Annotated in this window: 25 protein-coding genes and 1 tRNA gene; 21 read left to right on the top strand and 5 right to left on the bottom strand. The window is 64.3% G+C overall.

The window, feature by feature from the left end; genetic code table 11:
• Positions 1-101: 101 nt before the first annotated feature.
• From tsf to rpmE, 11 genes are all read left to right on the top strand, one after another.
• On the top strand, positions 102-1028 hold the full coding sequence (gene tsf, locus GRI55_RS10455) for a translation elongation factor Ts (RefSeq protein ID WP_160767131.1): 927 nt from the start codon (positions 102-104) through the stop codon (positions 1026-1028).
• 276 nt (positions 1029-1304) lie between these two features.
• Positions 1305-2021: a UMP kinase gene (gene pyrH, locus GRI55_RS10450; protein ID WP_050600014.1), complete on the top strand. Its 717-nt coding sequence runs from the start codon at positions 1305-1307 to the stop codon at positions 2019-2021.
• A gap of 23 nt (positions 2022-2044) precedes the next feature.
• Positions 2045-2602 (top strand): ribosome recycling factor, encoded by a 558-nt coding sequence (gene frr, locus GRI55_RS10445; protein ID WP_050600013.1) that lies wholly within the window; start codon positions 2045-2047, stop codon positions 2600-2602.
• Positions 2603-2738: 136 nt separating this feature from the next.
• Positions 2739-3380, top strand: coding sequence for a polyprenyl diphosphate synthase (uppS, locus tag GRI55_RS10440; protein ID WP_063506427.1), 642 nt, complete (start codon positions 2739-2741; stop codon positions 3378-3380).
• Positions 3370-4080, top strand: coding sequence for a phosphatidate cytidylyltransferase (locus tag GRI55_RS10435; RefSeq protein WP_307019194.1), 711 nt, complete (start codon positions 3370-3372; stop codon positions 4078-4080). The genes uppS and GRI55_RS10435 overlap by 11 nt, the downstream gene beginning before the upstream one ends.
• Positions 4080-5228 (top strand): 1-deoxy-D-xylulose-5-phosphate reductoisomerase, encoded by a 1149-nt coding sequence (gene dxr / locus GRI55_RS10430; protein WP_160767129.1) that lies wholly within the window; start codon positions 4080-4082, stop codon positions 5226-5228. The genes GRI55_RS10435 and dxr overlap by 1 nt, the downstream gene beginning before the upstream one ends.
• Positions 5229-5237: 9 nt before the next feature.
• Positions 5238-6374 (top strand): RIP metalloprotease RseP, encoded by a 1137-nt coding sequence (gene rseP, locus GRI55_RS10425; RefSeq protein ID WP_160767128.1) that lies wholly within the window; start codon positions 5238-5240, stop codon positions 6372-6374.
• A gap of 171 nt (positions 6375-6545) precedes the next feature.
• Positions 6546-9248, top strand: a complete 2703-nt coding sequence (gene bamA / locus GRI55_RS10420; RefSeq protein ID WP_160767127.1) for an outer membrane protein assembly factor BamA — start codon at positions 6546-6548, stop codon at positions 9246-9248.
• Positions 9248-9931 (top strand): OmpH family outer membrane protein, encoded by a 684-nt coding sequence (locus tag GRI55_RS10415; RefSeq protein WP_160767126.1) that lies wholly within the window; start codon positions 9248-9250, stop codon positions 9929-9931. The genes bamA and GRI55_RS10415 overlap by 1 nt, the downstream gene beginning before the upstream one ends.
• A gap of 22 nt (positions 9932-9953) precedes the next feature.
• Positions 9954-10409 carry a 3-hydroxyacyl-ACP dehydratase FabZ gene (gene fabZ, locus GRI55_RS10410; RefSeq protein ID WP_063506422.1) on the top strand — a complete coding sequence of 152 codons (456 nt, stop codon included), beginning with the start codon at positions 9954-9956 and terminating at the stop codon, positions 10407-10409.
• Positions 10410-10578: 169 nt separating this feature from the next.
• Positions 10579-10806 (top strand): 50S ribosomal protein L31, encoded by a 228-nt coding sequence (rpmE, locus tag GRI55_RS10405; protein WP_050600006.1) that lies wholly within the window; start codon positions 10579-10581, stop codon positions 10804-10806.
• Between the two features lie 84 nt (positions 10807-10890).
• Here the strand turns inward: rpmE and GRI55_RS10400 are convergent, their stop codons facing one another.
• Positions 10891-11526 carry a prolyl hydroxylase family protein gene (locus GRI55_RS10400; RefSeq protein WP_160767125.1) on the bottom strand — a complete coding sequence of 212 codons (636 nt, stop codon included), beginning with the start codon at positions 11524-11526 and terminating at the stop codon, positions 10891-10893.
• A 192-nt stretch (positions 11527-11718) separates the two neighbouring features.
• Between GRI55_RS10400 and GRI55_RS10395 the strand changes: the two genes are divergently transcribed.
• The 10 genes from GRI55_RS10395 (at position 11719) to GRI55_RS10355 (ending at position 19875) form a co-directional block, all read left to right on the top strand.
• Positions 11719-11795: transfer RNA gene (locus tag GRI55_RS10395), tRNA-His, on the top strand.
• A 48-nt stretch (positions 11796-11843) separates the two neighbouring features.
• On the top strand, positions 11844-12908 hold the full coding sequence (locus GRI55_RS10390) for a Glu/Leu/Phe/Val family dehydrogenase (RefSeq protein WP_160767124.1): 1065 nt from the start codon (positions 11844-11846) through the stop codon (positions 12906-12908).
• A gap of 59 nt (positions 12909-12967) precedes the next feature.
• Positions 12968-13690 carry a heme ABC transporter permease CcmC gene (ccmC, locus tag GRI55_RS10385; RefSeq protein ID WP_063506596.1) on the top strand — a complete coding sequence of 241 codons (723 nt, stop codon included), beginning with the start codon at positions 12968-12970 and terminating at the stop codon, positions 13688-13690.
• Entirely contained in the window at positions 13690-13830 is a 141-nt protein-coding gene (locus tag GRI55_RS14900) for a hypothetical protein (RefSeq protein ID WP_197458278.1), read from the top strand. Before ccmC ends, GRI55_RS14900 begins: the two co-directional genes overlap by 1 nt.
• A 5-nt stretch (positions 13831-13835) precedes the next feature.
• Positions 13836-14297: a cytochrome c maturation protein CcmE gene (gene ccmE, locus GRI55_RS10380; protein ID WP_083437312.1), complete on the top strand. Its 462-nt coding sequence runs from the start codon at positions 13836-13838 to the stop codon at positions 14295-14297.
• Positions 14294-16249 (top strand): heme lyase CcmF/NrfE family subunit, encoded by a 1956-nt coding sequence (locus GRI55_RS10375; protein WP_160767123.1) that lies wholly within the window; start codon positions 14294-14296, stop codon positions 16247-16249. The genes ccmE and GRI55_RS10375 overlap by 4 nt, the downstream gene beginning before the upstream one ends.
• Positions 16246-16770 (top strand): DsbE family thiol:disulfide interchange protein, encoded by a 525-nt coding sequence (locus GRI55_RS10370; protein ID WP_160767122.1) that lies wholly within the window; start codon positions 16246-16248, stop codon positions 16768-16770. The genes GRI55_RS10375 and GRI55_RS10370 overlap by 4 nt, the downstream gene beginning before the upstream one ends.
• Positions 16767-17174, top strand: a complete 408-nt coding sequence (locus GRI55_RS10365) for a cytochrome c-type biogenesis protein (protein WP_160767121.1) — start codon at positions 16767-16769, stop codon at positions 17172-17174. Before GRI55_RS10370 ends, GRI55_RS10365 begins: the two co-directional genes overlap by 4 nt.
• Positions 17171-17827: a tetratricopeptide repeat protein gene (locus GRI55_RS10360; protein WP_050599999.1), complete on the top strand. Its 657-nt coding sequence runs from the start codon at positions 17171-17173 to the stop codon at positions 17825-17827. The genes GRI55_RS10365 and GRI55_RS10360 overlap by 4 nt, the downstream gene beginning before the upstream one ends.
• Before the next feature lie 104 nt (positions 17828-17931).
• Complete coding sequence (locus GRI55_RS10355) at positions 17932-19875, top strand: potassium transporter Kup (RefSeq protein ID WP_050599998.1); 1944 nt, start codon at positions 17932-17934, stop codon at positions 19873-19875.
• 156 nt (positions 19876-20031) lie between these two features.
• Here the strand turns inward: GRI55_RS10355 and GRI55_RS10350 are convergent, their stop codons facing one another.
• The 4 genes from GRI55_RS10350 to dapF are packed head-to-tail and all read right to left on the bottom strand — an operon-like array spanning position 20032 to position 23583.
• Entirely contained in the window at positions 20032-20679 is a 648-nt protein-coding gene (locus tag GRI55_RS10350) for an inner membrane-spanning protein YciB (protein WP_160767120.1), read from the bottom strand.
• On the bottom strand, positions 20679-21605 hold the full coding sequence (ftsY, locus tag GRI55_RS10345) for a signal recognition particle-docking protein FtsY (RefSeq protein ID WP_160767119.1): 927 nt from the start codon (positions 21603-21605) through the stop codon (positions 20679-20681). The genes GRI55_RS10350 and ftsY overlap by 1 nt, the downstream gene beginning before the upstream one ends.
• Positions 21602-22777, bottom strand: a complete 1176-nt coding sequence (locus GRI55_RS10340; protein ID WP_160767118.1) for a MiaB/RimO family radical SAM methylthiotransferase — start codon at positions 22775-22777, stop codon at positions 21602-21604. Before GRI55_RS10340 ends, ftsY begins: the two co-directional genes overlap by 4 nt.
• Entirely contained in the window at positions 22774-23583 is an 810-nt protein-coding gene (dapF, locus tag GRI55_RS10335) for a diaminopimelate epimerase (protein WP_160767117.1), read from the bottom strand. Before dapF ends, GRI55_RS10340 begins: the two co-directional genes overlap by 4 nt.
• Positions 23584-23600: the final 17 nt, after the last annotated feature.

The following is a 23600-nucleotide window of genomic DNA, read 5'->3' as shown; positions in this document are numbered from 1 at the left end:
TTGACGGGCGCCATCATGCGCCCGTCATATAGCGGAGTAACGCGCCGGGCCGCTCCCTAGCTGGCCCGGTGCCCGCACATCATATCGAGAAGGAAAACACCATGGCTGCATTCACTGCTGCTGACGTAAAGGCTCTGCGCGAAAAGACCGGCGCAGGCATGATGGACGCCAAGAAGGCTCTCGAAGCTGCGGACGGCGATATCGAAGCCGCAGTCGACGCGCTGCGCGCCAAGGGTCTCGCCACTGCCCAGAAGAAGTCGAGCCGCACCGCTGCCGAAGGTCTCGTCGGCGTTGCCGTCGAAGGCACCAAGGGCGTTGCCGTCGAAGTGAACTCGGAAACCGACTTCGTTGCCAAGAACGACCAGTTCCAGGACTTCGTCCGCAAGACCACGCAGGTCGCGCTCAAGGCCTCGGCCGACGATGTCGAAGCGCTCAAGGCTGCTGACTATCCCGATGGCGGCAGCGTTGCCGACAAGCTGACGAACAATGTCGCGACCATCGGCGAGAACCAGCAGGTCCGCCGGATGAAGACCGTTTCGGTTACCAATGGCGTGATCGTGCCCTACATGCACAACGCTGTGGCGCCCGACCTCGGCAAGATCGGCGTGCTCGTCGCGCTCGAGAGCGAAGGCGACGCCGCCAAGCTCGAGGAACTGGGCAAAAAGCTGGCCATGCACATCGCCGCGGCATTCCCGCAGGCGCTGACCGCTGACGGCCTCGACGCCGAAGTGATCGAACGCGAACGCGCGATCGCCAAGGAAAAGGCTGCCGAAAGCGGCAAGCCCGAAGTCGTCCAGGAAAAGATGGTCGAAGGCGCGATCGGCAAGTACGCCAAGGAAAACGCGCTGCTCAGCCAGGTCTTCGTGATGGACAACAAGACCCCCATCGCTCAGGTCGTCGAGCAGGCCGGCAAGGACGTCGGCGCCAAGGTCGAGCTGGTGGACTATGTCCGCTTCCAGCTGGGCGAAGGCATCGAGAAGGAAGAATCCGACTTCGCCGCGGAAGTTGCGGCTGCAGCAGCCGGATAATTCTGTGCATGAGCCGCAGTAAGAGGCTGGAACAAAGCCTTTTCCTGCGCTTACTAGAAAATACCCGTATTCGGGGCGGTCGTCGGGCTTCGGTTCGGCGGCCGCTTTCCATTGGGCGACGGTGATTCTGCGCAAGCAACCCGCGTGGAGCGCTGCGCCAAATCACGCGCTGGCCGTAAGGCCGCGTATCCCACTGGTGTTCCAAAACCTCCCGCGCACTTGGCAGCGCCCTTCATGCGCTCTAAAGCCGCGCCAACTTCTGCCGAGCGAGAATCCATGCCCCTTTCGACGATGAAACGTGTCCTCCTGAAACTTTCGGGTGAAGTGCTGATGGGCGATCAGCAGTTCGGCATCGATCCGGCATTCGTGATGGAACTGGCGCGAGAAGTGAAAACGGCCAAGGAGACCGGGCTCGAGATCTGCCTGGTCATCGGCGGTGGCAACATCTTTCGGGGGATGGCGGGCGCGGCGCAGGGGATGGACCGCGCGCAGGCCGACTACATGGGCATGCTCGCCACGGTGATGAATGCGCTGGCCATGCAGAGCGCGCTCGAACAGCTCGGCGTGCAGACCCGTGTGCAGAGCGCGGTGCAGATGGACCAGGTCTGCGAACCGGTGATCCGGCGCCGCGCGGAGCGGCATCTCGAAAAGGGCCGTATCGTCATTTTCGCGGCCGGCGTGGGCGCGCCTTACTTCACCACCGATAGCGGCGCAGCCCTGCGTGCCGCGGAAATGAATTGCGATGCGCTGCTCAAGGGCACCAGCGTCGATGGCGTCTATGACAGTGACCCGAAGAAGAATGCCGGCGCCAAGCGTTTCGATACCGTAAGTTACGGCAAGGTGTTGGCCGATGATCTCAAGGTCATGGATGCCAGCGCGGTTGCATTGTGCCGCGACAACAATATTCCGATCGTCGTTTTCTCGATCCGCGAGAAAGGCAATCTGGCCCGCGTGCTGAGCGGTCAGGGCGTGCAGACGATCGTCAGGAACTGAACGAAAAGACAGAGGAAGCCGCCATGGCCAAGTATGACAAAGCTGATATCGAACGCCGTATGAACGGCGCGGTCGAGAGCCTGAAGAGCGATCTTGGCGGATTGCGCACGGGTCGCGCCAACACCAGCCTGCTCGATCCCGTGATGGTCGAGGTCTACGGCTCGATGATGCCGCTCAACCAAGTCGCCACGGTAAGCGCGCCCGAACCCCGCATGCTCAGCGTGCAGGTGTGGGACAAGGCCAATGTCACCGCGGTCGAAAAGGGTATCGCCAAGGCCAACCTCGGTCTCAACCCGATGATCGACGGGCAGAACGTCCGCCTGCCGATGCCCGACCTGACGCAGGAACGCCGCAAGGAGCTGGCGAAGCTGGCCGGCCAATATGCCGAACAGGCCAAGATCGCGATCCGCAACGTGCGCCGCGATGGCATGGAAGCGCTCAAGGAAGACGAAAAGAAGAAGGAAGTTTCCGAAGACGAGCGCAAGCGCGGCGAGGACGAAGTGCAGAAGCTGACCGACAAATATGTCGCCGAATGCGATACGGTCGCCGCGCAGAAGGAAAAGGAAATCCTCACGCAGTGAGCGGCCCGCACCGCATCTGTGTTCGCTGCGGGCGATGCCGGACCTTCGGTTCGCGCGCGCACGCCTGTAGCGCCCGCCACTATCGGACGAACTCGTGACCACCCCTGACAAAGCTGCGCGGCACGTTGCCATCATCATGGACGGCAATGGCCGCTGGGCCAAACGCCGGCACCTGCCCCGCGCAATGGGGCACAGGAAGGGCGTGGAGGCCGTGCGCGAACTGGTGCGCAGCCTGAAGGATACGCCGGTCGAATGCCTCACGCTCTATGCCTTCAGTTCGGAGAACTGGAAGCGGCCCGAGGAAGAGGTCGACGATCTGATGAACCTGATGCGCAAGTTCATCAAATCGGACCTGCCCGAATTCATCGCCAACGACGTCAGGCTGCATATCCTCGGCGACTGGCGTTCGCTGGCACCGGACATCGTCGAGATGCTAGAGGATGCGTTGGCGCAGACCGCGCAAGGATCGCGCACGCTGGCAGTCGCGCTCAATTACGGCGCGCATGCGGAAATCACGCAGGCCGCGCGCAAGGCGGCGGCCGAAGGCGAAATCTCGCAGGAATCGATCGAACGCCATCTGTTCAGCGCCGATCTGCCGCCGCTCGACCTGCTGATCCGGACCAGCGGCGAAGTGCGGTTGTCGAATTTCCTCTTGTGGCAGGCAGCATACGCGGAAATGCTCTTCCTCGATGTGCTATGGCCGGATTTCACCCCGGACCACCTAACCGGGGCGCTGGCCGAGTTCGCGGAGAGGGAGAGGCGATTTGGTGGACGCTGAAAATGGAGCGGGCGTAGCCGCGCGCAAGAATGCCGATTTGCCGGTACGGATCGTTTCCGCGCTGGTGATGATCGCGCTGTCAGTGGGCGCGCTGGTCGCGGGCGAACCGTGGTTCGGCTGGTTCGTGCTGGCCGTGGTTCTGGCCACGCTGGTCGAGTTCGTCCTGCTCGTCGTCAAGGCGACACCCAATATTTCCTATCGCCTGGCGGGCATCCTTGCCGGCACGATCTACATTGGCGTTGCCGGCTACATGCTGTCGCGCTTCCCGCTGCCGATTGTCGTCGGGGTGATCGGCGCGGTCATTTTCGTGGACAGTTTTGCCTATCTCTTCGGACGCACGCTGGGCGGTCCGAAGATCGCGCCGGCAATCAGCCCGTCGAAAACCTGGGCGGGGCTGCTTGGCGGAATCGTCGGTGCGACCGTCTGGATTGCGGGTTGGATCTACGTTGTGGCGCGCAGCGTTGCGGGCGAGACGACGATGTTCTTCGACCTCTCCGAAGCAGGGCAGATCCTGGGCTTGGGCGCGGCGGTTGCCGTCGTCGCTCAGGCGGGCGATTTCCTGCAGAGCTGGCTCAAGCGCAAGGCCGGAGTGAAGGACAGTTCCAGGCTGATCCCCGGTCATGGCGGCGTATTCGACCGGACGGACGGGATGATCCCCGTCGTGCTGCTGGCCGGTATCCTGCTCGGGGCGGCACGCTGATGCGTTCGATATCGATCCTCGGCGCCACTGGCTCGGTGGGCGAACAGACGCTTGATCTCGTTCGCCGCAATCCGGCCGAGTGGAACGTGGTCGCGCTTACGGCCAACAGCAACGTCGCGGCCTTGGCAGCCTCGGCGCGCGAATTCGGTGCGCAGGTTGCGGTGGTGGCGGACGAAAGCCGGCTCGGCGAGCTGCGTGATGCGCTGGCCGGAAGCGGAATCGAAGCGGCCGCGGGGCGGGGTGCCCTGTGCGAAGCGGCTTCGCGCCCGGTCGACATGACCGTGGCTGCGATCGTCGGCTGCGCCGGTCTCGGACCGGTCATGGCTGCCATCGAACAGGGCGGGACAATCGCGCTGGCCAACAAGGAAGCGCTGGTTTCCGCGGGCGAAGTGATGACCGCCGCAGTCGCCCGCCACGGGGCAACGCTGTTGCCGGTGGACAGCGAACACAATGCGATCTTCCAGTGCCTCGCCGGCGGCAGGATCGAGGATGTCCGGTCGATCACGCTCACGGCCAGTGGCGGCCCGCTGCGAACGGTGGATGACCTTTCCGCGGTCACGCCCGAACAGGCGATCGCGCATCCCAACTGGGACATGGGCGCCAAGATCAGCGTCGACAGCGCGACGATGTTCAACAAGGGCCTCGAACTGATCGAGGCGCATCACCTGTTTCCTGTCGGGCTCGATCGCATCCGTATCGTGGTGCACCCGCAGAGCGTGATCCATTCGATGGTTGAATACCGCGACGGCTCGACATTGGCGCAGCTCGGACCGTCGGACATGCGTGTGCCGATCGCCTCGTGCCTCGCCTGGCCCGCGCGGATGGATACGCCGATGGCACCGCTCGACCTGCCCGCAATCGGCGAGATGTCCTTCTTCGCCCCGGACGAAACGCGTTTTCCGGCCACGCGTCTCGCGCGTGAGGCGGCGGAGGCGGGCGGAGCCGCGCCAGCGGTGCTGAATGCAGCCAACGAGATTGCCGTGGCCGCCTTCCTCGACCGTAAGATTGCGTTCAGCCGGATTGCCGTAGTGGTGGAGGATGTCCTCAACCAAGGCGAATTGCCCGAAGCTCCTCGCACGCTCGAAGACGTGCTGCGGGTGGACGAGGATGCCCGCAGTCGCGCGACGCGCATATTGGAGCCTGCCTGACCCGTGGAATTGAACCTGCCTCTCTGGCTGTATTACGTGCTCGGTTTCCCGCTGTTGCTCGGGCCGCTGATCACGATCCACGAGCTGGGCCATTACCTCGTCGGGCGCTGGTTCGGTGTCCACGCCGAGGCGTTCTCGGTCGGCTTCGGCAAGGAAATCGCGGGCTTCACCGACCGGCGCGGGACGCGCTGGAAACTCAGCGCGCTGCCGCTGGGCGGCTATGTCCAGTTCAAGGGCGATATGAACCCCGCGAGCATTCCCGATGCCGATGCCGCTGCGCTGGCAAGCGACGAGGACCGGATCGGAAGCTTCCATCATGCGGCGCTGTGGAAACGCGCGCTGATCGTATTCGCGGGCCCAGCCACAAATATCCTGTTGACCCTGGCCATTTTTGCCGGCTTTTTCGCCCTTTACGGCAAGCCGGTTCCCGCCGATGCGGCGCAGCAGATGACGGTGGCCGAATTTGCCGAGGTCTCGCCGGCTCGGGCCGCGGGAATTGAAATTGGCGACCGGATCGTTGCGGTCGAGGGCGAGCGGATGGAGGATTTCCGCGACGTGCAGGATTCGATCCTGCTTTACCCCGGCCGCACGCTCGACATCACGGTGGACCGTGACGGGGCAGAACGCACCTTCGCGGTGCCCGTGCGCAGCGTCGAGATGGAAGACCGGTTCGGCAACGTCTCGAAAGTCGGTCTGATCGGGATCGCGTCGGGCGCGTCGTCTTTCGATTTCGAACCGCAGGGCATCATCGCATCGCTCGGTCTGGCGGTCGACCACTCGCTCGGTATCGTTGACATGATGGTCACCGGGATCGGCCAGATTTTCACCGGCGAACGCTCGGTCCAGGAACTGGGCGGGCCGGTCAAGATTGCCAAGTTTTCGGGCGAACAGCTGAGCCTGGGCGCCATGGCATTCATCAATTTCGCCGCACTCATTTCGCTTAACTTGGCATTCATCAACCTGCTGCCAATCCCGGCGCTCGACGGCGGGCACCTGGCTTTCTACGCGGCAGAAGCTGTCCGTCGGAAGCCGGTGGGTCCCCGTGGAACCGAAGTGGCGTACCGCGCCGGCGTGGCCCTCGTGCTCATGCTGATGGTGTTCGTCACGATCAACGACCTCGTAAGCTTGCCCGTTTTCGGGAATTAGCCGGGGAAAGGGAGCGGGAAACCGGCGATATACGGTGGCAAAGCTTGATCGGCGCAGGCGCTTGGGGCAGGGGACGGCAGGGTCGTCCCGCATGCTGCGACCCTCTGCCGGATCGGGGCGCCACCAGCCGGGTACGTTGTATGTATAACGAGGACGGGAAACTCCTTGTCGATGACTGATTTTGCTTTTGCCGCCTCGCGACGCAGGAATTCCGCCACACGGCTGGCGGTGGGCCTCTTGGCCGGTACCATGCTCGCCAGTGTTCCGGTCGCCGCTTTCGCACAGGAAGAAACCGCGACCGAGGCTGCGCCTGCCGCAGCGGTGCAAGCCGATGTGGTTCGCACCATCGCGGTAAGCGGTGCGCAGCGGCTCGAGCCGCAGACGATCCTGTCCTATATCAAGCTTCGTCCGGGCGACACGTGGACGCAGGCGGCGGGCGACGCGGTTCTCAAGGACCTTTACGCAACCGAGCTGTTCTCGAACGCCAGCGTCGTCAACCGCGACGGCAATGTCGTCATCACGATCGTCGAGAACCCGGTCATCAACCGGATCATCCTCGAGGGCAACAAGCGGATCAAGAACGACAAGATCCTGCCCGAAATCCGGCTTTCGCCGCGGCAGATATTCACGCGTTCGAAGGTTCGCGCCGACGTTGCGCGCATAATCGAGCTGTACAAGCGGCAGGGACGCTTCGCCGCCACGGTCGAACCGAAGATGGTGCAGCTGTCGCAGAACCGCGTCGATATCGTCTTCGAGATCAGCGAAGGGCCCAAGTCCAAGGTCCGCCAGATCAATATCATCGGCAATGATGCGTTTTCCGATGGCGAGCTGCGCGGCGAAATGCTGACAAAGCAGGCGCGGCTGACCAGCTTCCTCAGCTCCAACACCAGCTACGATCCCGATCGCCTGGCGTTCGACCAGCAGAAGCTGCGCCAGTTCTACCTCACCGAAGGCTATGCGGATTTCCGCGTGGTCTCGGCAGTGGCCGAACTGACGCCCGACAAGCGCGACTTCATCATCACCTACGTGGTCGAGGAAGGCGAGCGCTACAAATTCGGTGAAGTCGATGTCGAATCGCAGATCCGCGATTTCGACGACGCCTCGATGACCGCCCGCCTGCCGATGCAGGGCGGCGACTGGTACGACGCCAAGCAGGTCGAGGACACGGTCGAGCAGCTGAGCGAGCTGGCCGGCACGTTCGGCTACGCCTTTGCCGATGTCGCGCCCGAATTCAGCCGCAACCAGGACAGCCTGACGATGGACGTGAGCTTCGTCCTGCGCGAGGCGCCGCGTGTCTATGTCGAGCGGATCGACGTGAACGGCAACACGCTGACGCAGGACAAGGTGATCCGCCGCGAATTCCGTCTGGCCGAAGGCGATGCCTTCAATTCGCTGTCGGTCGCGCGGTCGACCGCGCGCATCAATTCGCTGGGCTATTTCCAGGAAAACTTCGAGATCAACCAGGTCGAGGGCAGCGCGCCCGACCGGATCGTGCTCGAAGCCAATGTCGAGGAACAGGCGACCGGCGAACTGCAGCTGTCGGCCGGCTTCTCCAGCCTCGAAAGCTTCATCCTGGCCGGCTCGATCCGCCAGCGCAATTTCCGCGGGCGCGGCCAGACCGTGGGCCTGAGCCTCAATTATTCGCGCTACTCGAAATCGGCGCAGGTGAGCTTTTCGGAGCCCTATGTCTTCGATCGGAACATCTCTGCCGGGGTCGATGTCTATCGCCGCGACACCAACAGCTTCAATTTCCGCAACAACGAACGCAACACCACCTTCGAACAGTCGACCACCGGTCTGCAGGTGCGTGCCGGCGTTCCGCTGACCGAATATGTTTCGGCGATCGGCAGCTACACCTTCAATTATGACGATGTGTCGCTCGACGAAGGGCTGTATTTCTCCGACCGCGATGGGGACGGCATCGCCACCTGCGATCCGATCCTTGCCAGCCGCTATCTCTGCGAAGCAATCGGCGAGCGCACGAGCTCGATCGTCGGTCTGACGTTCAATTACGACACGCTCAATAGCCGCCTGCGCCCATCGCGCGGCGAAACCGTCAGCTGGACTACCGAATTCGCCGGTCTGGGCGGCGACGTGAAATATGTCCGGTCGCGTGCGCGTGCCGCGAAATACTGGCCGGTCGGGGCCGGGTTCATCTTCTCGATAACCGGCGAAGGCGGCTGGATCCGCAGCCTCGAGGACAATTCGGTCGCCGGGCAGGACGATGTCCGCCTGACCGACCGCTATTTCCTCGGTGAACCGCAGATGCGCGGCTTCGACATTCGCGGTGTCGGCCCCCGCATCGTTCGCCTGCAGTACCTCAACGACGATGGCGACGATGCGACGCCGCTGGTCCCGCAGACGATCGAAGAAGCGCTCGCCAGCGACCAGCGCGTCGACGATGCGCTGGGCGGCAAGGCCTATTACCTCGGCCGTGCCGAACTCGAAATCCCGCTCGGCAGCGGGGCCCGCGAAATGGGCCTGCGCCCGTCGATCTTCCTCGACGTGGGTTCGCTGTTCAGCGTGACCCAGCCGGTGCTGCAGGATTATCCCAATGGCCTGCAGGCCACCGACGGCAACGGCAATCTGCTGTATCTCCAGCCCGGTGTCGACGACCAGGGCAATGATATCATCCAGGCGGTGACCAACCGTTTTGCTCCCGACGGTACCGAGAATGAACGCAACGTCATTCCCGGGACCTTCTTCAAGGAAGTCTTCGTCGGTGACAGCCCGGCGCCGCGTATCTCGGTCGGTGTAGGCGTGAACTGGAACTCGCCCTTCGGTCCGTTCCGGATCGACGTGTCTCGCGTGCTCAAGAAGCAGGTCGGTGACGACACCAAAACCTTCTCCTTCAACGTAGGAACGCAATTCTGATGAAACTTTTCACCAAGACCATCGCCGCAGCCGCACTCGCGGGCACCGCAGCCATCGCCACCCCCGCCGCAGCCCAGGTGGCCGGCATCGCCACCAGCAGCCCCGAAGCGGTGATCGTGCGCAGCCAGGCGCGGATCGCTGCCTATCAGCAGATCGACCAGCAATTCGCCGCGCAGATCGGCCAGATCCGCACGCTCCGCCAGGAAATGCAGACGCTGCAGCAGAGCCTCGACACCGACAGCAATGGCCAGCTGAGCCAGGCCGAACTGCAGGCGAACCCCGGCGTGGTCCAGCAGATCCAGCAGAAGGAACAGCAGCTTGGCCAGGCTTCGCAGCCGATCGTGCTGGCGCAGACCTATGCCATCGAACAGCTGATCAACGACTACCAGAACGTCCGCCAGCAGGTGGTTCAGCAGAAGAACATCCAGTTGCTGCTCACCCCCGATGCGATCCAGTGGGCCCCCGAAGCGGTCAACGTGACCGACGATCTGGTCGCCGTGCTCGACCAGCGCGTGCCGACCGTCCAGATCACGCCCCCCGAAGGCTGGCGCCCGCGCCAGGATTCGCTCGCCGCGCAGCAGACCGTCTCGCAGGTCTTGATGAATGTCGCGCAGCAGCAGGCCGCCCAGCAACAGGCGCAGCAGCAGCAGCAGCAGCCCGCTGCGCAGCCGGCCGGCCGCTGAGCCTGAACGAAGGAGCAGGGTGATGAGCGATACGGGTTTCGACATCGTCGAGGTGCTGAAGCGCTTGCCGCATCGCTATCCCCTGCTGCTTGTCGACCGAGTGAAGGAGCTCGTGCCCGACGAGCGGATCCATGCGGTGAAGGCGGTCAGCTTCAACGAGGACTTCTTCCAGGGGCATTTCCCCGGCGCGCCGATCATGCCCGGTGTGTTGCAGATCGAAGCGCTGGCACAGGCCGCCGGCGTGCTCGCAGTCGACAGCCTCGGGCTCGCCGGATCGGGCAAGCTGGTCTATTTCATGGCGATTGAAAACGCCAAGTTCCGCAGCCCGGTGACGCCCGGCGTCCTGCTCGACCTCAAGGCCAGTTTCGTTCAGAAACGCGCGCGGGTCTGCAAGTTCGCGGGCGAAGCTTCGGTTGACGGCAAGGTGACCTGCGAAGTCCAGTTCACCGCCATGATCGCCGACGCTCCGGCGGACTGATCCGCATCCGGCTGCGGGAGTGCCTACGGGCAATCCTTCGCGGCTTGAACGGCGCAAGCGGCGCCGCGTGATCGGGCTTGCTTTTGGCAGGGAATCCGATTAGGCGCGCGCCTTTCCCACAAACAGCTGGATCGGTCGGAACCGCTCCGAAGCTCAAAGGACGCAAATCATGAAGGCCGAAGGTCACCCCGATTACCACATGATCACGGTCAAGATGACCGATGGTACCGAATTCCAGACGCGCTCCACCTGGGGCAGCGAAGGCGATACGCTGGCGCTCGAAATCGATCCGACCAGCCACCCGGCCTGGACCGGTGGCACCAAGCAGCTTCAGGAAGGCGGCCGTGTCGCAGCCTTCAACAAGCGCTTCGGCGGTCTGTCGCTCAAGAAGAACTGAGCGCAGCGAGCCACAAGGCTTATTCAAGGGCGGTCCCGCGGGGCCGCCCTTTTGCGTTTGCGCCACAGTCTGCGCGGGGCTCGCTTACCAGCCCCAGGGCTTCTCGCGGTACCATTTGGTGATCACGTATTTGCGCCCTTTGCGGACTTTCATGCCGTGATGCAGCGTGGCCGGGTTTTCGGTCCCGTCAGGGCGGCGGTTGTTCCAGCATAGCAGCTTTCCCGCTTCGGGCTGGAAGGTCTTGCCGATGACCCTGAACCGCGTTGCACCGCCTGCCTCGACATCGTTCAGATAGATCATGAACGTCCAGGTGCGCTGCCCCGCGACCGAACAGTATTTGTCCCAGTCAGTTCCGCCGCGATTGAAATAGTCGCAATGCGGCTTGAATTCCTGCCCGACTTCGTAGCGCTGGCCCTGAAGCGGTTCGCCATACGCCGGATCGATGCCGTTGAGCGCGGCGAGTTTGTCCTCGAGCGCACGCACGCAGGGTTCGCCGGCGTCGAGGTCACAGGTTTCGCTGGTCCGGAAATACCGGTCTTCGCCGGCATCGGCGAGCGTCGAGGGTCGGCGGTCCTGTTCGATCAGGCGGATCAGCTCGGTTCGCAAGTCGCCGTCAATGAACTGCCGCAACTGGAACAGCTCGATCCGATCGCTCGGCACGCGCTGAATGCCGCGGTGGTTCAACAGGGTATCGGCTGAAGATTCGCCCGGTCGGATCATGGGGAACACGATAGCGCGCGAAGACCCGACCACAACCGCGAAAGAAAATTGCGTGCATGACGCCGGCTTGCGATTTTCGCTTCCCATATGCACTTCATTGTGCAACAGGCACGCGCCGTTGCGCAGGGCGGCTTGACGCTGTTACCCGCATGCGTATCAGGCCCCCTTCCCGGGCGGTTCCGGGGGCATATGGCGATCGTAGCTCAGTTGGTTAGAGCGCCGGTTTGTGGTACCGGAGGTCGCGGGTTCGAACCCCGTCGATCGCCCCATTTTGCCCGTTTTCCAGCCGTCCACCTAAGCATATGGGGCGCGCACGCATGACGGCTTTCTGGACCGAAGCGGATTTCGATGACCATGAACTGGTTCATGTGGTGCGCGATGCCAAGAGCGGGCTGACCGCGATTATCGCGCTGCATTCAACGCATCTCGGCCCCGGTGCCGGGGGCACGCGCTTCTGGCACTATGCCGATCCCGCCGATGCGATGCGCGATGCGCTGCGGCTGTCGCGCGGCATGAGCTACAAGAACGCCATGGCCGGACTGCCCATGGGCGGCGGCAAGGCCGTCATCCTGGCGGACAAGGACAAGACCAAGTCTCCCGAACTGCTCGCGGCCTTCGCCGATGCCGTCGATGCGCTTGGCGGGCGCTACGTCACGGCCGAAGACGTCGGCATCTCGGAAGCCGACATGGCCGCGGTCGCGCAGCGCACTCAGCATGTTTCGGGGCTTCCGGTTGAAGGCGAGGGCGCTGCCGGGGGTGACCCGGGCCCGTTTACCGCGCTGGGCATCTTTCTGGGCATCAAGGCCGCGGTCAAGCACAAGCTGGGCAAGGATAGCGTCGCTGGCGTCCATGTCTCGGTGCAGGGCACCGGCAGCGTTGGCGGCGGCGTCGCGCGGCTGCTGGCCAAGGATGGCGCCCGGCTGACGCTGTCCGACATCCACGAAGACCGCGCGGCCGCATTGGCCGCCGAACTCGGCGCCGAAACCGCGGCTCCCGATGCGGTGATGTCGATCGCCTGCGATGTCTTCAGCCCCAATGCGCTGGGCGCGGTGCTCGACGACGAAGGAATCGCGCGGCTCGATTGCCAGATCGTGGCCGGCGGCGCGAACAACCAGCTCAAGCGGCCCGAACACGGGCCGATGCTGGCGCAACGCGGTATTCTCTACGCTCCCGATTACGTCATCAACGCGGGCGGGATCATCTCGGTAACGCTCGAATATCTGTGCCGCCGCGACAATGCCCCTTGCGACATCAACGAAGTGCGCAAGCGTATCGCGCTGATCCCCGGTCGGCTCGAGCAGATCTGGCGGCAGAGCGACGAAACCGGCGTATCGCCCGACCAGGTTGCCGACCGCATGGCGCAGGAACTGATCGGTCGTTGAACTGCGGTCTTGCGACGCCTGATGAGCGCTGCCAAAGCGGTGCCGGACGGTAAATTTCAATGCATGGCTTCGCCAATCCCAAACGGTTCCTGTCGCTTGCAGCCTGGCTTACGCCGGCGCTGCTGATCGGCGGCCTCCTGACGAGTGCTGCGGCGCTGTATTGGGGCCTGTTCCAGGTGCCGCCCGATCGGTTGATGGGTGAAACGGTCCGCATACTGTTCCTGCACGTTCCTGCCGCGTGGCTGGGAATGGGGGGCTGGATGGCGATTGCATTGTCCAGTCTTGCGTTTCTTGTCTGGCGTCATCCACTGGCCGCGCTGGCGGCACGCGCCGCGGCGCTTCCGGGCCTCGCTTTCACGATCATCTGCCTGGCCACCGGTTCGATCTGGGGACGTCCGACCTGGGGCACCTGGTGGGTGTGGGACGGACGGCTGACCAGCATGCTGGTGCTCGCTTTCCTCTATGCCGCCTATATCGCGTTGGCGCAGGCCGCGCAGCGTGAAGGGCTGTCACCGCGCATTCCCGCGCTGTTCGGGCTCCTGGGCGCAATCAATATCCCGATCATCAACCGCAGCGTGGTATGGTGGAATTCGCTGCACCAGCCACCCAGCATCACCGTTGGCAAGAGCGCGATCGATGCCGAATTCCTCATTCCCCTGCTGGTCGCGGTGATCGGCTTTTCGCTGCTGTTCGGCGGTGTTGTGCTGGCCCGGATGCGCGCCTTGCTTGCCGATATCCAGGCGGAAGCCCGCTTGCGCCGCCGCGCGATGGAGGCTGTGTGATGCGTGAAGCGCTCGACCAGTGGGACTTCGTCGTCGCGGCCTATGCGGTGGGTGTCATCGGCACGCTCGGCATGGTCGCCTGGGCCTGGTTCGATATGCAACGCGCCGAGAAGCGCCGTGATGAAAGCCGCAGGAAATGAGCGCGATGAAACCCAAACACCAGCGGCTCGTGCTTGTCGTCCTGGCGCTGTTCGCGCTGATCGGGGCGGGACTGCTGGCGGCTTATGCGCTGCGCAATCAGGCAAGCTATTTCTACCTGCCCGAACAGATGCTCGAAAACCCGCCCGAACCCGGCCAGGCGGTGCGACTCGGCGGCATGGTCGAAGAGGGGTCGTTGCAGACTGCGGCGGACGGCGTCACGCTGACATTCGCGGTAACGGGCAACGATGGCGCGCGCGTTCCTGTCCGGTTCAGCGGTATTGCGCCTGATTTGTTCGTCGAGGGTTCGGGTGTGGTTGCGGAGGGGCGGCTCGGTCCCGGCGGGACCTTTATCGCGGATAATTTGCTGGCCAAGCACGACGAGAACTACGTCCCGCGCGAGCTGCAGGAAATGGAGCAGCACCGCGCTGCCGAAATGGCCGAAGAAACCACGGTAGGTCTCGAATGATCGCCGAACTCGGTCTTGCGGCCCTGTGGCTTGCCGCCGCGCTTGCCGCGCTCCAGATGATCGCTGGTTTCCTGGCTCTGCGCGCCGGTAATGCGAGCGAACTGGCCGCGCTGATCCGCCCCGCGGCGATCGTCCAGGGCGTGCTGGTAACCTTCTCCTTCGCCATGCTCGTCTGGCTGTTCGCCATCACCGATCTGTCGGTCAAGCTGGTGGCATCGAATTCGCACTCGCTGAAGCCGCTGGTGTTCAAATTATCGGGCACCTGGGGCAATCACGAAGGTTCGATGCTGCTGTGGGTCATGGTGATGGGCCTGGCGGGGGCGCTGATCGCACTGGTCGAACGGCGCCTGCCCGAGCGGACGATGAACGCAACGCTCGCGGCGCAGGGCGTTGTCTCGCTCGGATTCTATGCCTTTCTGCTGCTCAGTTCGAACCCCTTCGAGCGGCTGCCTGTCCCCGCGGCAGAGGGAATGGGCCTCAACCCCCTGCTGCAGGATATCGGTCTCGCCTTCCACCCGCCCACGCTCTATCTCGGCTATGTTGGCCTGTCGGTCGCTTTCAGCTTCGCGGTGGGTGCGTTGCTGACCCGGCAGGTAACTCCCGATTTCGCGCGCGCAATGCGGCCCTGGGTGCTGGCCGCTTGGATCATGCTGACGATCGGGATCACCGCGGGCAGCTATTGGGCCTATTACGAGCTTGGCTGGGGCGGCTGGTGGTTCTGGGACCCGGTCGAGAACGCCTCGCTCATGCCATGGCTGGCAGCCACTGCGCTGCTGCATTCGGCCAGCGTCCTCGCCAGCCGCGACGCCTTGCGGACATGGACGATCATGCTGGGCGTGGTGGCCTTCTCGATGAGTATGGTGGGGACCTTCCTCGTGCGGTCGGGCATCCTGACCAGCGTCCATGCCTTCGCGGTCGATCCCGAACGCGGCACGTTCATCCTCGTCTTGCTGGGCATCTTTATCGGCGGCGCGCTGCTGCTGTTCGCCCTGCGCGCCAACACGATCAGCGAAGGCGAACGGTTTGCGCTGGCAAGCCGCGAGGGCGCGCTGGTGTTCAACAACGTCATGCTCAGTGCCATTCTGGCGATCGTCCTGCTAGGCACGCTGTACCCGCTGCTGACCGAAGCCTTCGATGTCCGCGTGTCGGTGGGGCCGCCATATTTCAATCCGGTGGGGGCAATCTTCGCCATTCCGATGTTCGCGGTAATGGCCGTGGGTCCGCTGCTGCGCTGGCGCGAGGATCGCATCGACCGGATCGGCAAGGAAGTAGCGCTGACCGCGGCGCTGGTGGTGGCCGCGCTGGTCCTGACCAGCCTGCTGACGGAAATCGGTCTGCTGCCGCTGCTCGGACTGGCTTTCGGGATCGGACTGGCGGTGGCCAGCTGGCTGCCGTTGCGCGGGCGCAACCTGGCACGCACACCGCTGGCGACCTGGGGCATGGTCGTCGCCCATTTCGGCATCGCGGTCGCGCTGATCGGCATGGCCAGCGAAAGTGCCTTCACCGAGGAACGGCTCGCCGCGATCGAACAGGGCGATACCGCCACGGTGGGCCTTTGGACCGTCGTCCTGGAAGGGGTCGAACCGGTGGCCGGACCGAACTGGACCGCGGTCCAGGCCCGTCTTTCCGCGCACTATGGAGACGGCGAAGCGCGCGAGCTGACGCCGCAGTCGCGCAATTTCTGGGCCCCGCCGCAGCAGACCACCGAAAGCGCGCTGGCGACACGCTGGAACGGCCAGCTCTACGCCGTGGTCGGCGATCGGTCGCCTGACGGTCGCTGGCAGCTGCGGCTGTGGTGGAAACCCTTCGTCACGCTGATCTGGTACGGCGGCCTGCTGATCGCGCTGGGCGGATTGCTCGCGCTGATCGGCCGGGTGCTGACCGACCTTCGCCACCGTCGCCTGGCCGCGCGCATTGCCGAACGGCGCGCCGACCGGGAGGCACTGGCATGAGCTGGCGTCTGTGGGTTCCGCTGTTCGCCTTTGCCGCCTTTGTCGGCCTGGCAGCCTATCAGCTTACCCAGCCGAAGGACGATTTCGTCCAAAGCGGGATGGTCGGCCAGCCGCTGCCCTATTTCGACCTTCCGCCGGCGATGGACGGCGTGGAAGGGGTCAAGAGCGGCACCTTTGCCGATGGTGAGCCGCGGCTGCTCAATATCTGGGCCAGCTGGTGCCTGCCCTGCATCGCCGAGGCGCCGCAGCTCGAAAGCCTCGAGCAGCAGGGAGCGAAGATCGTCGGCATCGCCATTCGCGACCGCCCCGAGGATGTTGCCGGATTCCTCGCGCAGCATGGCAATCCCTACACCCATATCGGACGCGACGATCTGTCCGAAGTGCAGCTGGCGATCGGGTCTTCGGGGGTGCCTGAAACCTTCGTGATCGATGGCCAGGGTGTCATCCGCTACCAGCATATCGGTGATATCCGGGCACGGGACGTGCCGATCCTGCTGGACGAGCTGGAGAAGGCCCGATGACGCGTCCCGCACTTGCCGCTTTCTGCCTCGCGTTCGCCATGCCGCTGGCGGCGCAGCAAACCATGCCGCCAGCGCCCTTCGCCTATCGCCAGCTCGAGGATCCCGCCCAGGAAGCGGCGGCGCAGGAGCTGATGGAGACCTTGCGCTGCCTCAAGTGCCAGTCGCAATCGATCGCGGACAGCGACGCGCCGATGGCCGGCGACATGCGCCACCAGGTGCGCATCCGGGTGGCGGCGGGAGAGAGCCCCGACGAGATCCGCAGCTGGCTGATCCAGCGCTATGGCGATTATGTCAGCTATAAGCCGGCAGTCAGCGCCACGACCTGGCCGCTGTTCGCCATCCCGCTGCTGCTGATAGCGGTGGCGGGGGCGATCCTGCTGCGCCGGTTCCGGAAACGCGCATGAGCTGGCTTCCCATCATCGCGCTTGCCGCGCTGGTCTTCGCGCTCGCGGTCTATTTGCTCAAGCTGCCCCGCGCGCTGTGGATGCTGTTCGGTTCGGCGCTGCTGTTCGGCCTCGCCGGCTATGCCATGCACGGTAATCCGGGACAGCCCGGCGCGCCTGCCGACCCGGTGGTCGACGAGACCGCGCAGACGGGTGAAATGATGGTCGTGGCGCGGCGCGAATTCTATCCCGAAGGCAGGCTTCCCTCGCGCTTCGTGGTCACCGCCGATGCTTTCACCCGGCGCGGCCAGCACGAACAGGCGGCGAATTTCCTGCGCAACGCCGTCGCGGAAAACCCCGCTGACAGCGAAGCCTGGCTGGCGCTGGGCAATGCCTTGGTCGAACATGCCGATGGCCAGCTGACAGCCGCGGCGCTTTACGCCTATTCGCAGGCCGAGGCGGTGGCACCCGACAATCCGGCACCGACCTATTTCCTCGGACTCGCCTTCCTGCGCGGTGGTGAACCCGGACGGACGCTGGAGCTTTGGCGCGAATTGCTGCAATCGGCTCCCGAACAGGCGGAGTGGCGCGCCCCGCTGGCCGCCCGACTCGACAGGCTGGAAGCCATCCTTGCCGCCGGACCGGTAGGCGGCGCCGTGCAAAGTCCCGATTAAACAAGCGCTTGTACGGCTTGTTGCGGGTGCGAAGCGATGCTGCTAACGCCCGCAACTTCGCCATACAGGCCAAGTGACACGATGTTGTCGGAAACCGATCCCACATGAACGACACTGCGTTAGCGCAAGACCCGGTTCCCGAGGGTGTGCCGTCGAAAGACGGCCATGGCCACCGCCACAGCGGCTCGCGCACGGCGCTGGCTGTCGGCGCGGTCGGCGTGGTCTTCGGCGACATCGGCACCAGTCCGTTATACGCCTTCCGCGAAACTTTCGCCGGGGCGGCGAATATTGCGATCGACCGGCTTCACGTCCTGGGCGTCGTCAGCCTGATCTTCTGGTCGATGCTGATCGTCGTCTCGATCCAGTATGTCACGATTCTGATGCGCGCCGACAACAAGGGGCAGGGCGGCAGCCTCGCGCTCGTTGCACTGCTCAGCCGCCATATCGGCAAGTCGAGCTATGGCTGGCTGGTCGTCCTGCTCGGGGTGTTTGCGACTTCGCTGTTCTACGGCGACAGCATGATCACGCCGGCGATCTCGGTGTTGTCCGCGGTCGAAGGACTTACCGTGGTCAATCCGGGGCTCGACCCGCTGGTGATCCCGATCGCCTTGGTCCTGCTGATCTTCCTGTTCCTGCTGCAGAGCCGGGGTACGGCCAAGGTGGGGGCGCTCTTCGCGCCGGTGATGATCGTCTATTTCATCACCATTGCTGGGCTCGGCCTCAACCAGATCATCCAGAACCCCGATATCCTGTGGGCGCTGAACCCCTATTACGCGGTGATGTTCTTCGTCACCGACGGCGCGGTGGCCTTCTTCGCGCTGGGCGCCGTGGTGCTGGCAGTGACGGGATCCGAAGCGCTATATTCGGACATGGGCCATTTCGGACGCGGGCCGATGCGCCTGTCGTGGTTCGGCTTCGTGATGCCATGCCTGCTGCTCAACTATTTCGGACAGGGCGCGATGATCGCGGGCCTGCCGCCCGAACAGGCCGCCGAAGTCGTGCGCAACCCGTTCTTCCTGCTCGCCAGCGAAGAGTTCCGCCTGCCGCTGGTCATCCTGGCGACAGTGGCGACCTTCATCGCCAGCCAGGCGGTGATTTCGGGCGCCTTCAGCATTACCCACCAGGCCATGCAGCTGGGTTTCATGCCGCGCCTGTCGATCCGCCACACCAGCGAAACCGAGGCGGGCCAGATCTACATTCCGGTGGTCAACTGGGCGCTGATGGTCGCGGTGATCATCCTCGTGCTGACCTTCCAGACCTCGTCGAACCTCGCGGCAGCCTATGGCATCGCGGTGACCGGCGCGGTGACGATCGATACGCTGCTGATGGGCGTGCTGTTCGTCGGAGTTTGGAAATGGAAATGGTTCATCGCACTCCCGGTGGTGGCCTTCTTCCTGATCGTCGACGGCGCCTATTTCGCGGCCAATCTGGCCAAGGTCCCCGACGGCGGCTGGTTCCCGCTGGTGGTCGGTCTCGTGGCATTCACGCTACTCACGACCTGGGCGCGCGGGCGCAAACTGATGCGCGACCGGATGAGCGAGACCGCGCTGCCGATCGAGATTTTCGCCAAGAGCGCGAAGAATTCGGCGACCCGCGTGCCGGGCACTGCGATCTTCATGGCCAGCCAGACCGCCGGCGTGCCGAGCGCATTGCTGCATAATATCAAGCACAACAAGGTGCTGCACGAACGCGTGGTGATCCTCACCGTGCTGATTGCCGACAGCCCCTATGTCGACAGCGACAAGCGGTGTGAGATCCACGATCTGGGCGACGGTTTCTACCGTGCGGTGCTGCATTATGGCTTCATGCAGGAAACCAATGTTCCGCAGGGGCTGAAGGAAATGGAGCGCTGTGGCGGCGAATTCGACATGATGCACACCAGCTTCTTCCTGAGCCGTCAGACGCTGCTCGCCAGCGACAAGCCCGGCATGCCGATCTGGCGCGAGAAGATCTTCGCCTGGATGCTGCGCAACGCCGCGACTGCGATGGACTTCTTCCGTCTGCCCACCAACCGCGTGGTCGAACTGGGCAGCCAGGTGGAAATCTGATTGCAGGATGCGGGGGCTGCGCCCCCGGGTGCGGCATTGACCACCGGCTGGGAACTGCCAGCAGGTTCACTGTGGTCGGGTTAGAAAATTAGTAGAAAGCCGGGCCAGCAGGGGGGCCGAACCCGAACTTCGATTTGGGTTGAGGTTTTTCCTAGCCTAAGCCGTAGGCGGCTCGTCCTTGACCACTTCATCGCGGTCTTCGATCGCCAGTCCGTGTTTGAGCAGCATGGGGATCTGGCTGAAGGTGAAGAGGAAGCTGAGCGGCATGAACACCCACAGCTTCGCCCACAGCCAACTTTCGAAGTCCAGCTGCAGCCGCAGGACTTCGTTCAGGCCTGCCATGAACACGAAGAACACGCCCCAATTGCGCGACAGCTTGAGCCATCCTTCGCGGTCCACGCCTTCGAAAGCGGCTTCGAGCAGGATCTGGAGCAGCGCCTTGCCGCGCAGCCAGCCGCCGAGCAGCAGCACGCCGAACAAGAGGTAGATTGCGGTCGGCTTGATCTGGATGAACTTTTCATCCTGCAGCCAGATGGTCAGCCCGCCGAACCCCACGATCAGTGCAGTCGAGAGGATCAGCATCGGGCTGACATGGCCGAACTTGAATTTGCTGAAGACCAGCGCGGCGACCGCCGCGATCATGAAGGCGATCGTCCCGTAGATTACCGCGGCGATTTCCCCGAAGGTCGACGTTTCAGGCGGCTGGTAGAACTTGTACACGCCAAGGAAGACCAGCAGCGGCCCGTAATCGACGAGGATGTTGAGCCAGCCGGTCTTGGGCTTGGGTTTGGCACTCTCGGTCATCAGGCTACTCCTGCAATCACGCGCGCCACCAGATCGGGATCGAAGGGCCGCAGGTCGTCGATTTTTTCGCCCACGCCGATCGCGTGGATGGGCAGGCCGTATTGTTCGGCCGCCTGGACCAGCACCCCGCCGCGCGCGGTGCCGTCGAGCTTGGTCATCACGAGGCCGGTGACCCCGGCAACTTCCTTGAACACATCGATCTGGGACAGCGCGTTCTGGCCGTTGGTCGCATCGAGGACGAGCACCACGTCATGCGGGGCTTCGGGGTTGAGCCGGCCGAGGACTTTGCGGATCTTCGCGAGTTCGTCCATCAGCTCGCGCTTGTTCTGCAGACGTCCGGCGGTGTCGACAATCAGTGCGTCGGTGCCGGCTTCGGTCGCCTTCTTCACCGCGTCGAACACGATCGAGGCAGGATCGCCGCCTTCGGGTCCGCGCACCAGCGGCACGCCGACACGGTCGGCCCACGTCGCCAGCTGGCCGATGGCCGCTGCGCGGAACGTATCGCCGGCCGCCAGCATGACGGCGTAATCGTCTTCCTGAAACAGGTGTGCCAGCTTGGCGATCGTCGTGGTCTTGCCGCTGCCGTTGACGCCGATCACCAGCAGCACCTGCGGGCGCGGAAAGGCGGTGATCTCGAGCGGTTTGGCCACCGGCCGCAGGATTGCGGCGATTTCTTCGGCGACCGCGTCCTTCAGTTCCTGCTCGGTAATCTCCAGCCCGAACCGCTTTTCGGATAGTTTCGCACGAACTCGTGCAGCCGCGGCCGGTCCGAGGTCCGACAGGATCAGCGCGTCCTCGACGTCGTCGAGCGTGGCATCGTCGAGCTTTGCCGTGCCGACCACTTCGGTCAGATTGCTGGTCAGTTTCTCGGAGGTCTTGCGAAACCCGCCGAACAGCCGGTCGCTCCAGCTCTGCTTCTCGGTCATTCTAGAAGGCCATTCTCATGCTTGGACGGCGTCACCGTGGTGATCGTGCCCGCGGGTACCGTGCCGGGCAGCGCGACGCGTGCGAAATGCGGGGTGTAGCCGGTACCATCGCGTTCGGCGAGGACCGCATGCGGCTTTTCGACGAGCGTGGATAGCCACGCGTCGCGTGTCGTGCGCGCGGTATCGCGCAGATCGGCAGCGCGCCGCTTGATCGTGGCGCGATCGACCTGCGGCATGCGCGCGGCTGGCGTGTCCGGGCGGGGCGAATAGGGGAAGACATGCGCGTGGACGATCCGCAGTTCGCGGATGATCGCCAGATTGGCCGCGTGGTGCTCTTCGGTTTCGGTCGGAAAGCCCGCGATCAGATCGGCGCCGACGGCAAGGTCGGGGCGCCGCGCTGCCAGCCGGGTAACCAGATCGATCGCGTCGGCGCGCGAATGGCGGCGCTTCATGCGCTTGAGGATGAGGTCATGCCCGTGCTGCAGTGACAGGTGCAGGTGCGGCATCAGCCGCCACTCGCCGGCGAACAGCTCGAACAGCAGCGGATCGATCTCGATCCCGTCGAGCGAGGACATGCGCAGCCGCTCGAGCTGCGGGAAGCGGCGCAGTACCGCCTCGACCAGCGCGCCCAGCGGCGGAGTGTCGGGCAGGTCATGCCCCCAGGACGTCACGTCGACACCGGTCAGCACCACTTCGGCTGCACCGTGATCGAGATGGCGTTCGACTTCGCCCAGCACTTGCCCGATGGTCAGCGAGCGGCTCGACCCGCGTCCCTGCGGAATGACGCAGAAGGTGCAGGCATGGTCGCAGCCGTTCTGGACGGCGATGAAGGCGCGCGTGCGGTCCTGCGGGGTGGGCGGTACGTTGGCCGGGGCGTTCCACGCGCGCGGATCGAGCTTTTGCGTATTGGCGACGAAACCGTCGACTTCGGGCATTGCGGCCAGCTGGTCGCGCTCGATATCGCCCGCGCAGCCGGTCACCAGCAGACGCGCATCGGGATTGGCGCGGCGGGCGCGGCGGATCGCCTGGCGCGTCTGGCGCACCGCTTCGCTCGTTACTGCGCAGCTGTTGACCACGACGAGATCGTCCTCGCGCGCCAGCATCGCGCGGATCTGTTCGCTTTCGGACAGGTTGAGCCGGCAACCCAGCGTGATGACCTGCGTGCCGCTCACGCGAAATCGCCCCATTCGAAGCTGCCGCGATAGGCCTCGGTCGCGGGTCCGGTCATGCGGATCCGGTTGTCCTCGCCCCAGGCGATCGTCAGCGTCCCGCCGGGCAGGGCCACGGCCACATCGCGTTCGACAAGGCCGCGGCGCATGGCATGGACCGCGGTGGCGCAGGCGCCGGTGCCGCAGGCCCGGGTAAGGCCGGCGCCGCGTTCCCAGACGCGCAGCCGGATGTGCCCACGGTCGGTCACGCTCGCGACGTTGACGTTGACGCGCTCGGGAAACAGCGGATCGGTTTCGATCTCGGGGCCAATCCGGTCGAGCGGCACGGCATCGCAATCCGCGACGAAGAAGACGACATGCGGGTTTCCGACATTGACTGCACCCGGCTGGTCCAGGCCCTCCCAGCTCACCGGCATCAGCGCGGTGTCCATGCCATAGGCCAGCGGAATATCCTGCCAGTCGAAGCGCGGTTCGCCCATGTCGACGCTGGCCCCGTCGCCGCGCGGTTCGACCGCAATTATGCCGCCGCCCGTTTCGACCCGCGCAGGCTTGCCATGAAGCAGGGCGACCGCGCGGCTGGCATTGCCGCAGGCGCCCACTTCGCTGCCGTCAGCGTTGAAGATCCGCATGCGGAAATCGGCAGCGCCGCTGGGTTCGAGCAGGATCAGCTGGTCGCAGCCGATGCCGCTGCGGCGGTCGGCCAACGCGCTCGCCATGCCCTCGCCAAGCGGCGGCAAGGCCTGCGCACGCGCATCGAGCACGACGAAGTCGTTGCCCAAGCCATGCATTTTTACGAAATCGACGCGCATTGTGCAGCGCATCTATG

Origin of the sequence: Qipengyuania citrea, from assembly GCF_009828015.1 — a bacterium.
GTDB lineage: Bacteria > Pseudomonadota > Alphaproteobacteria > Sphingomonadales > Sphingomonadaceae > Qipengyuania > Qipengyuania citrea.
Note: the sequence above shows the minus strand (reverse complement) of the source record. Positions and strands in the feature narration are given on the sequence as shown.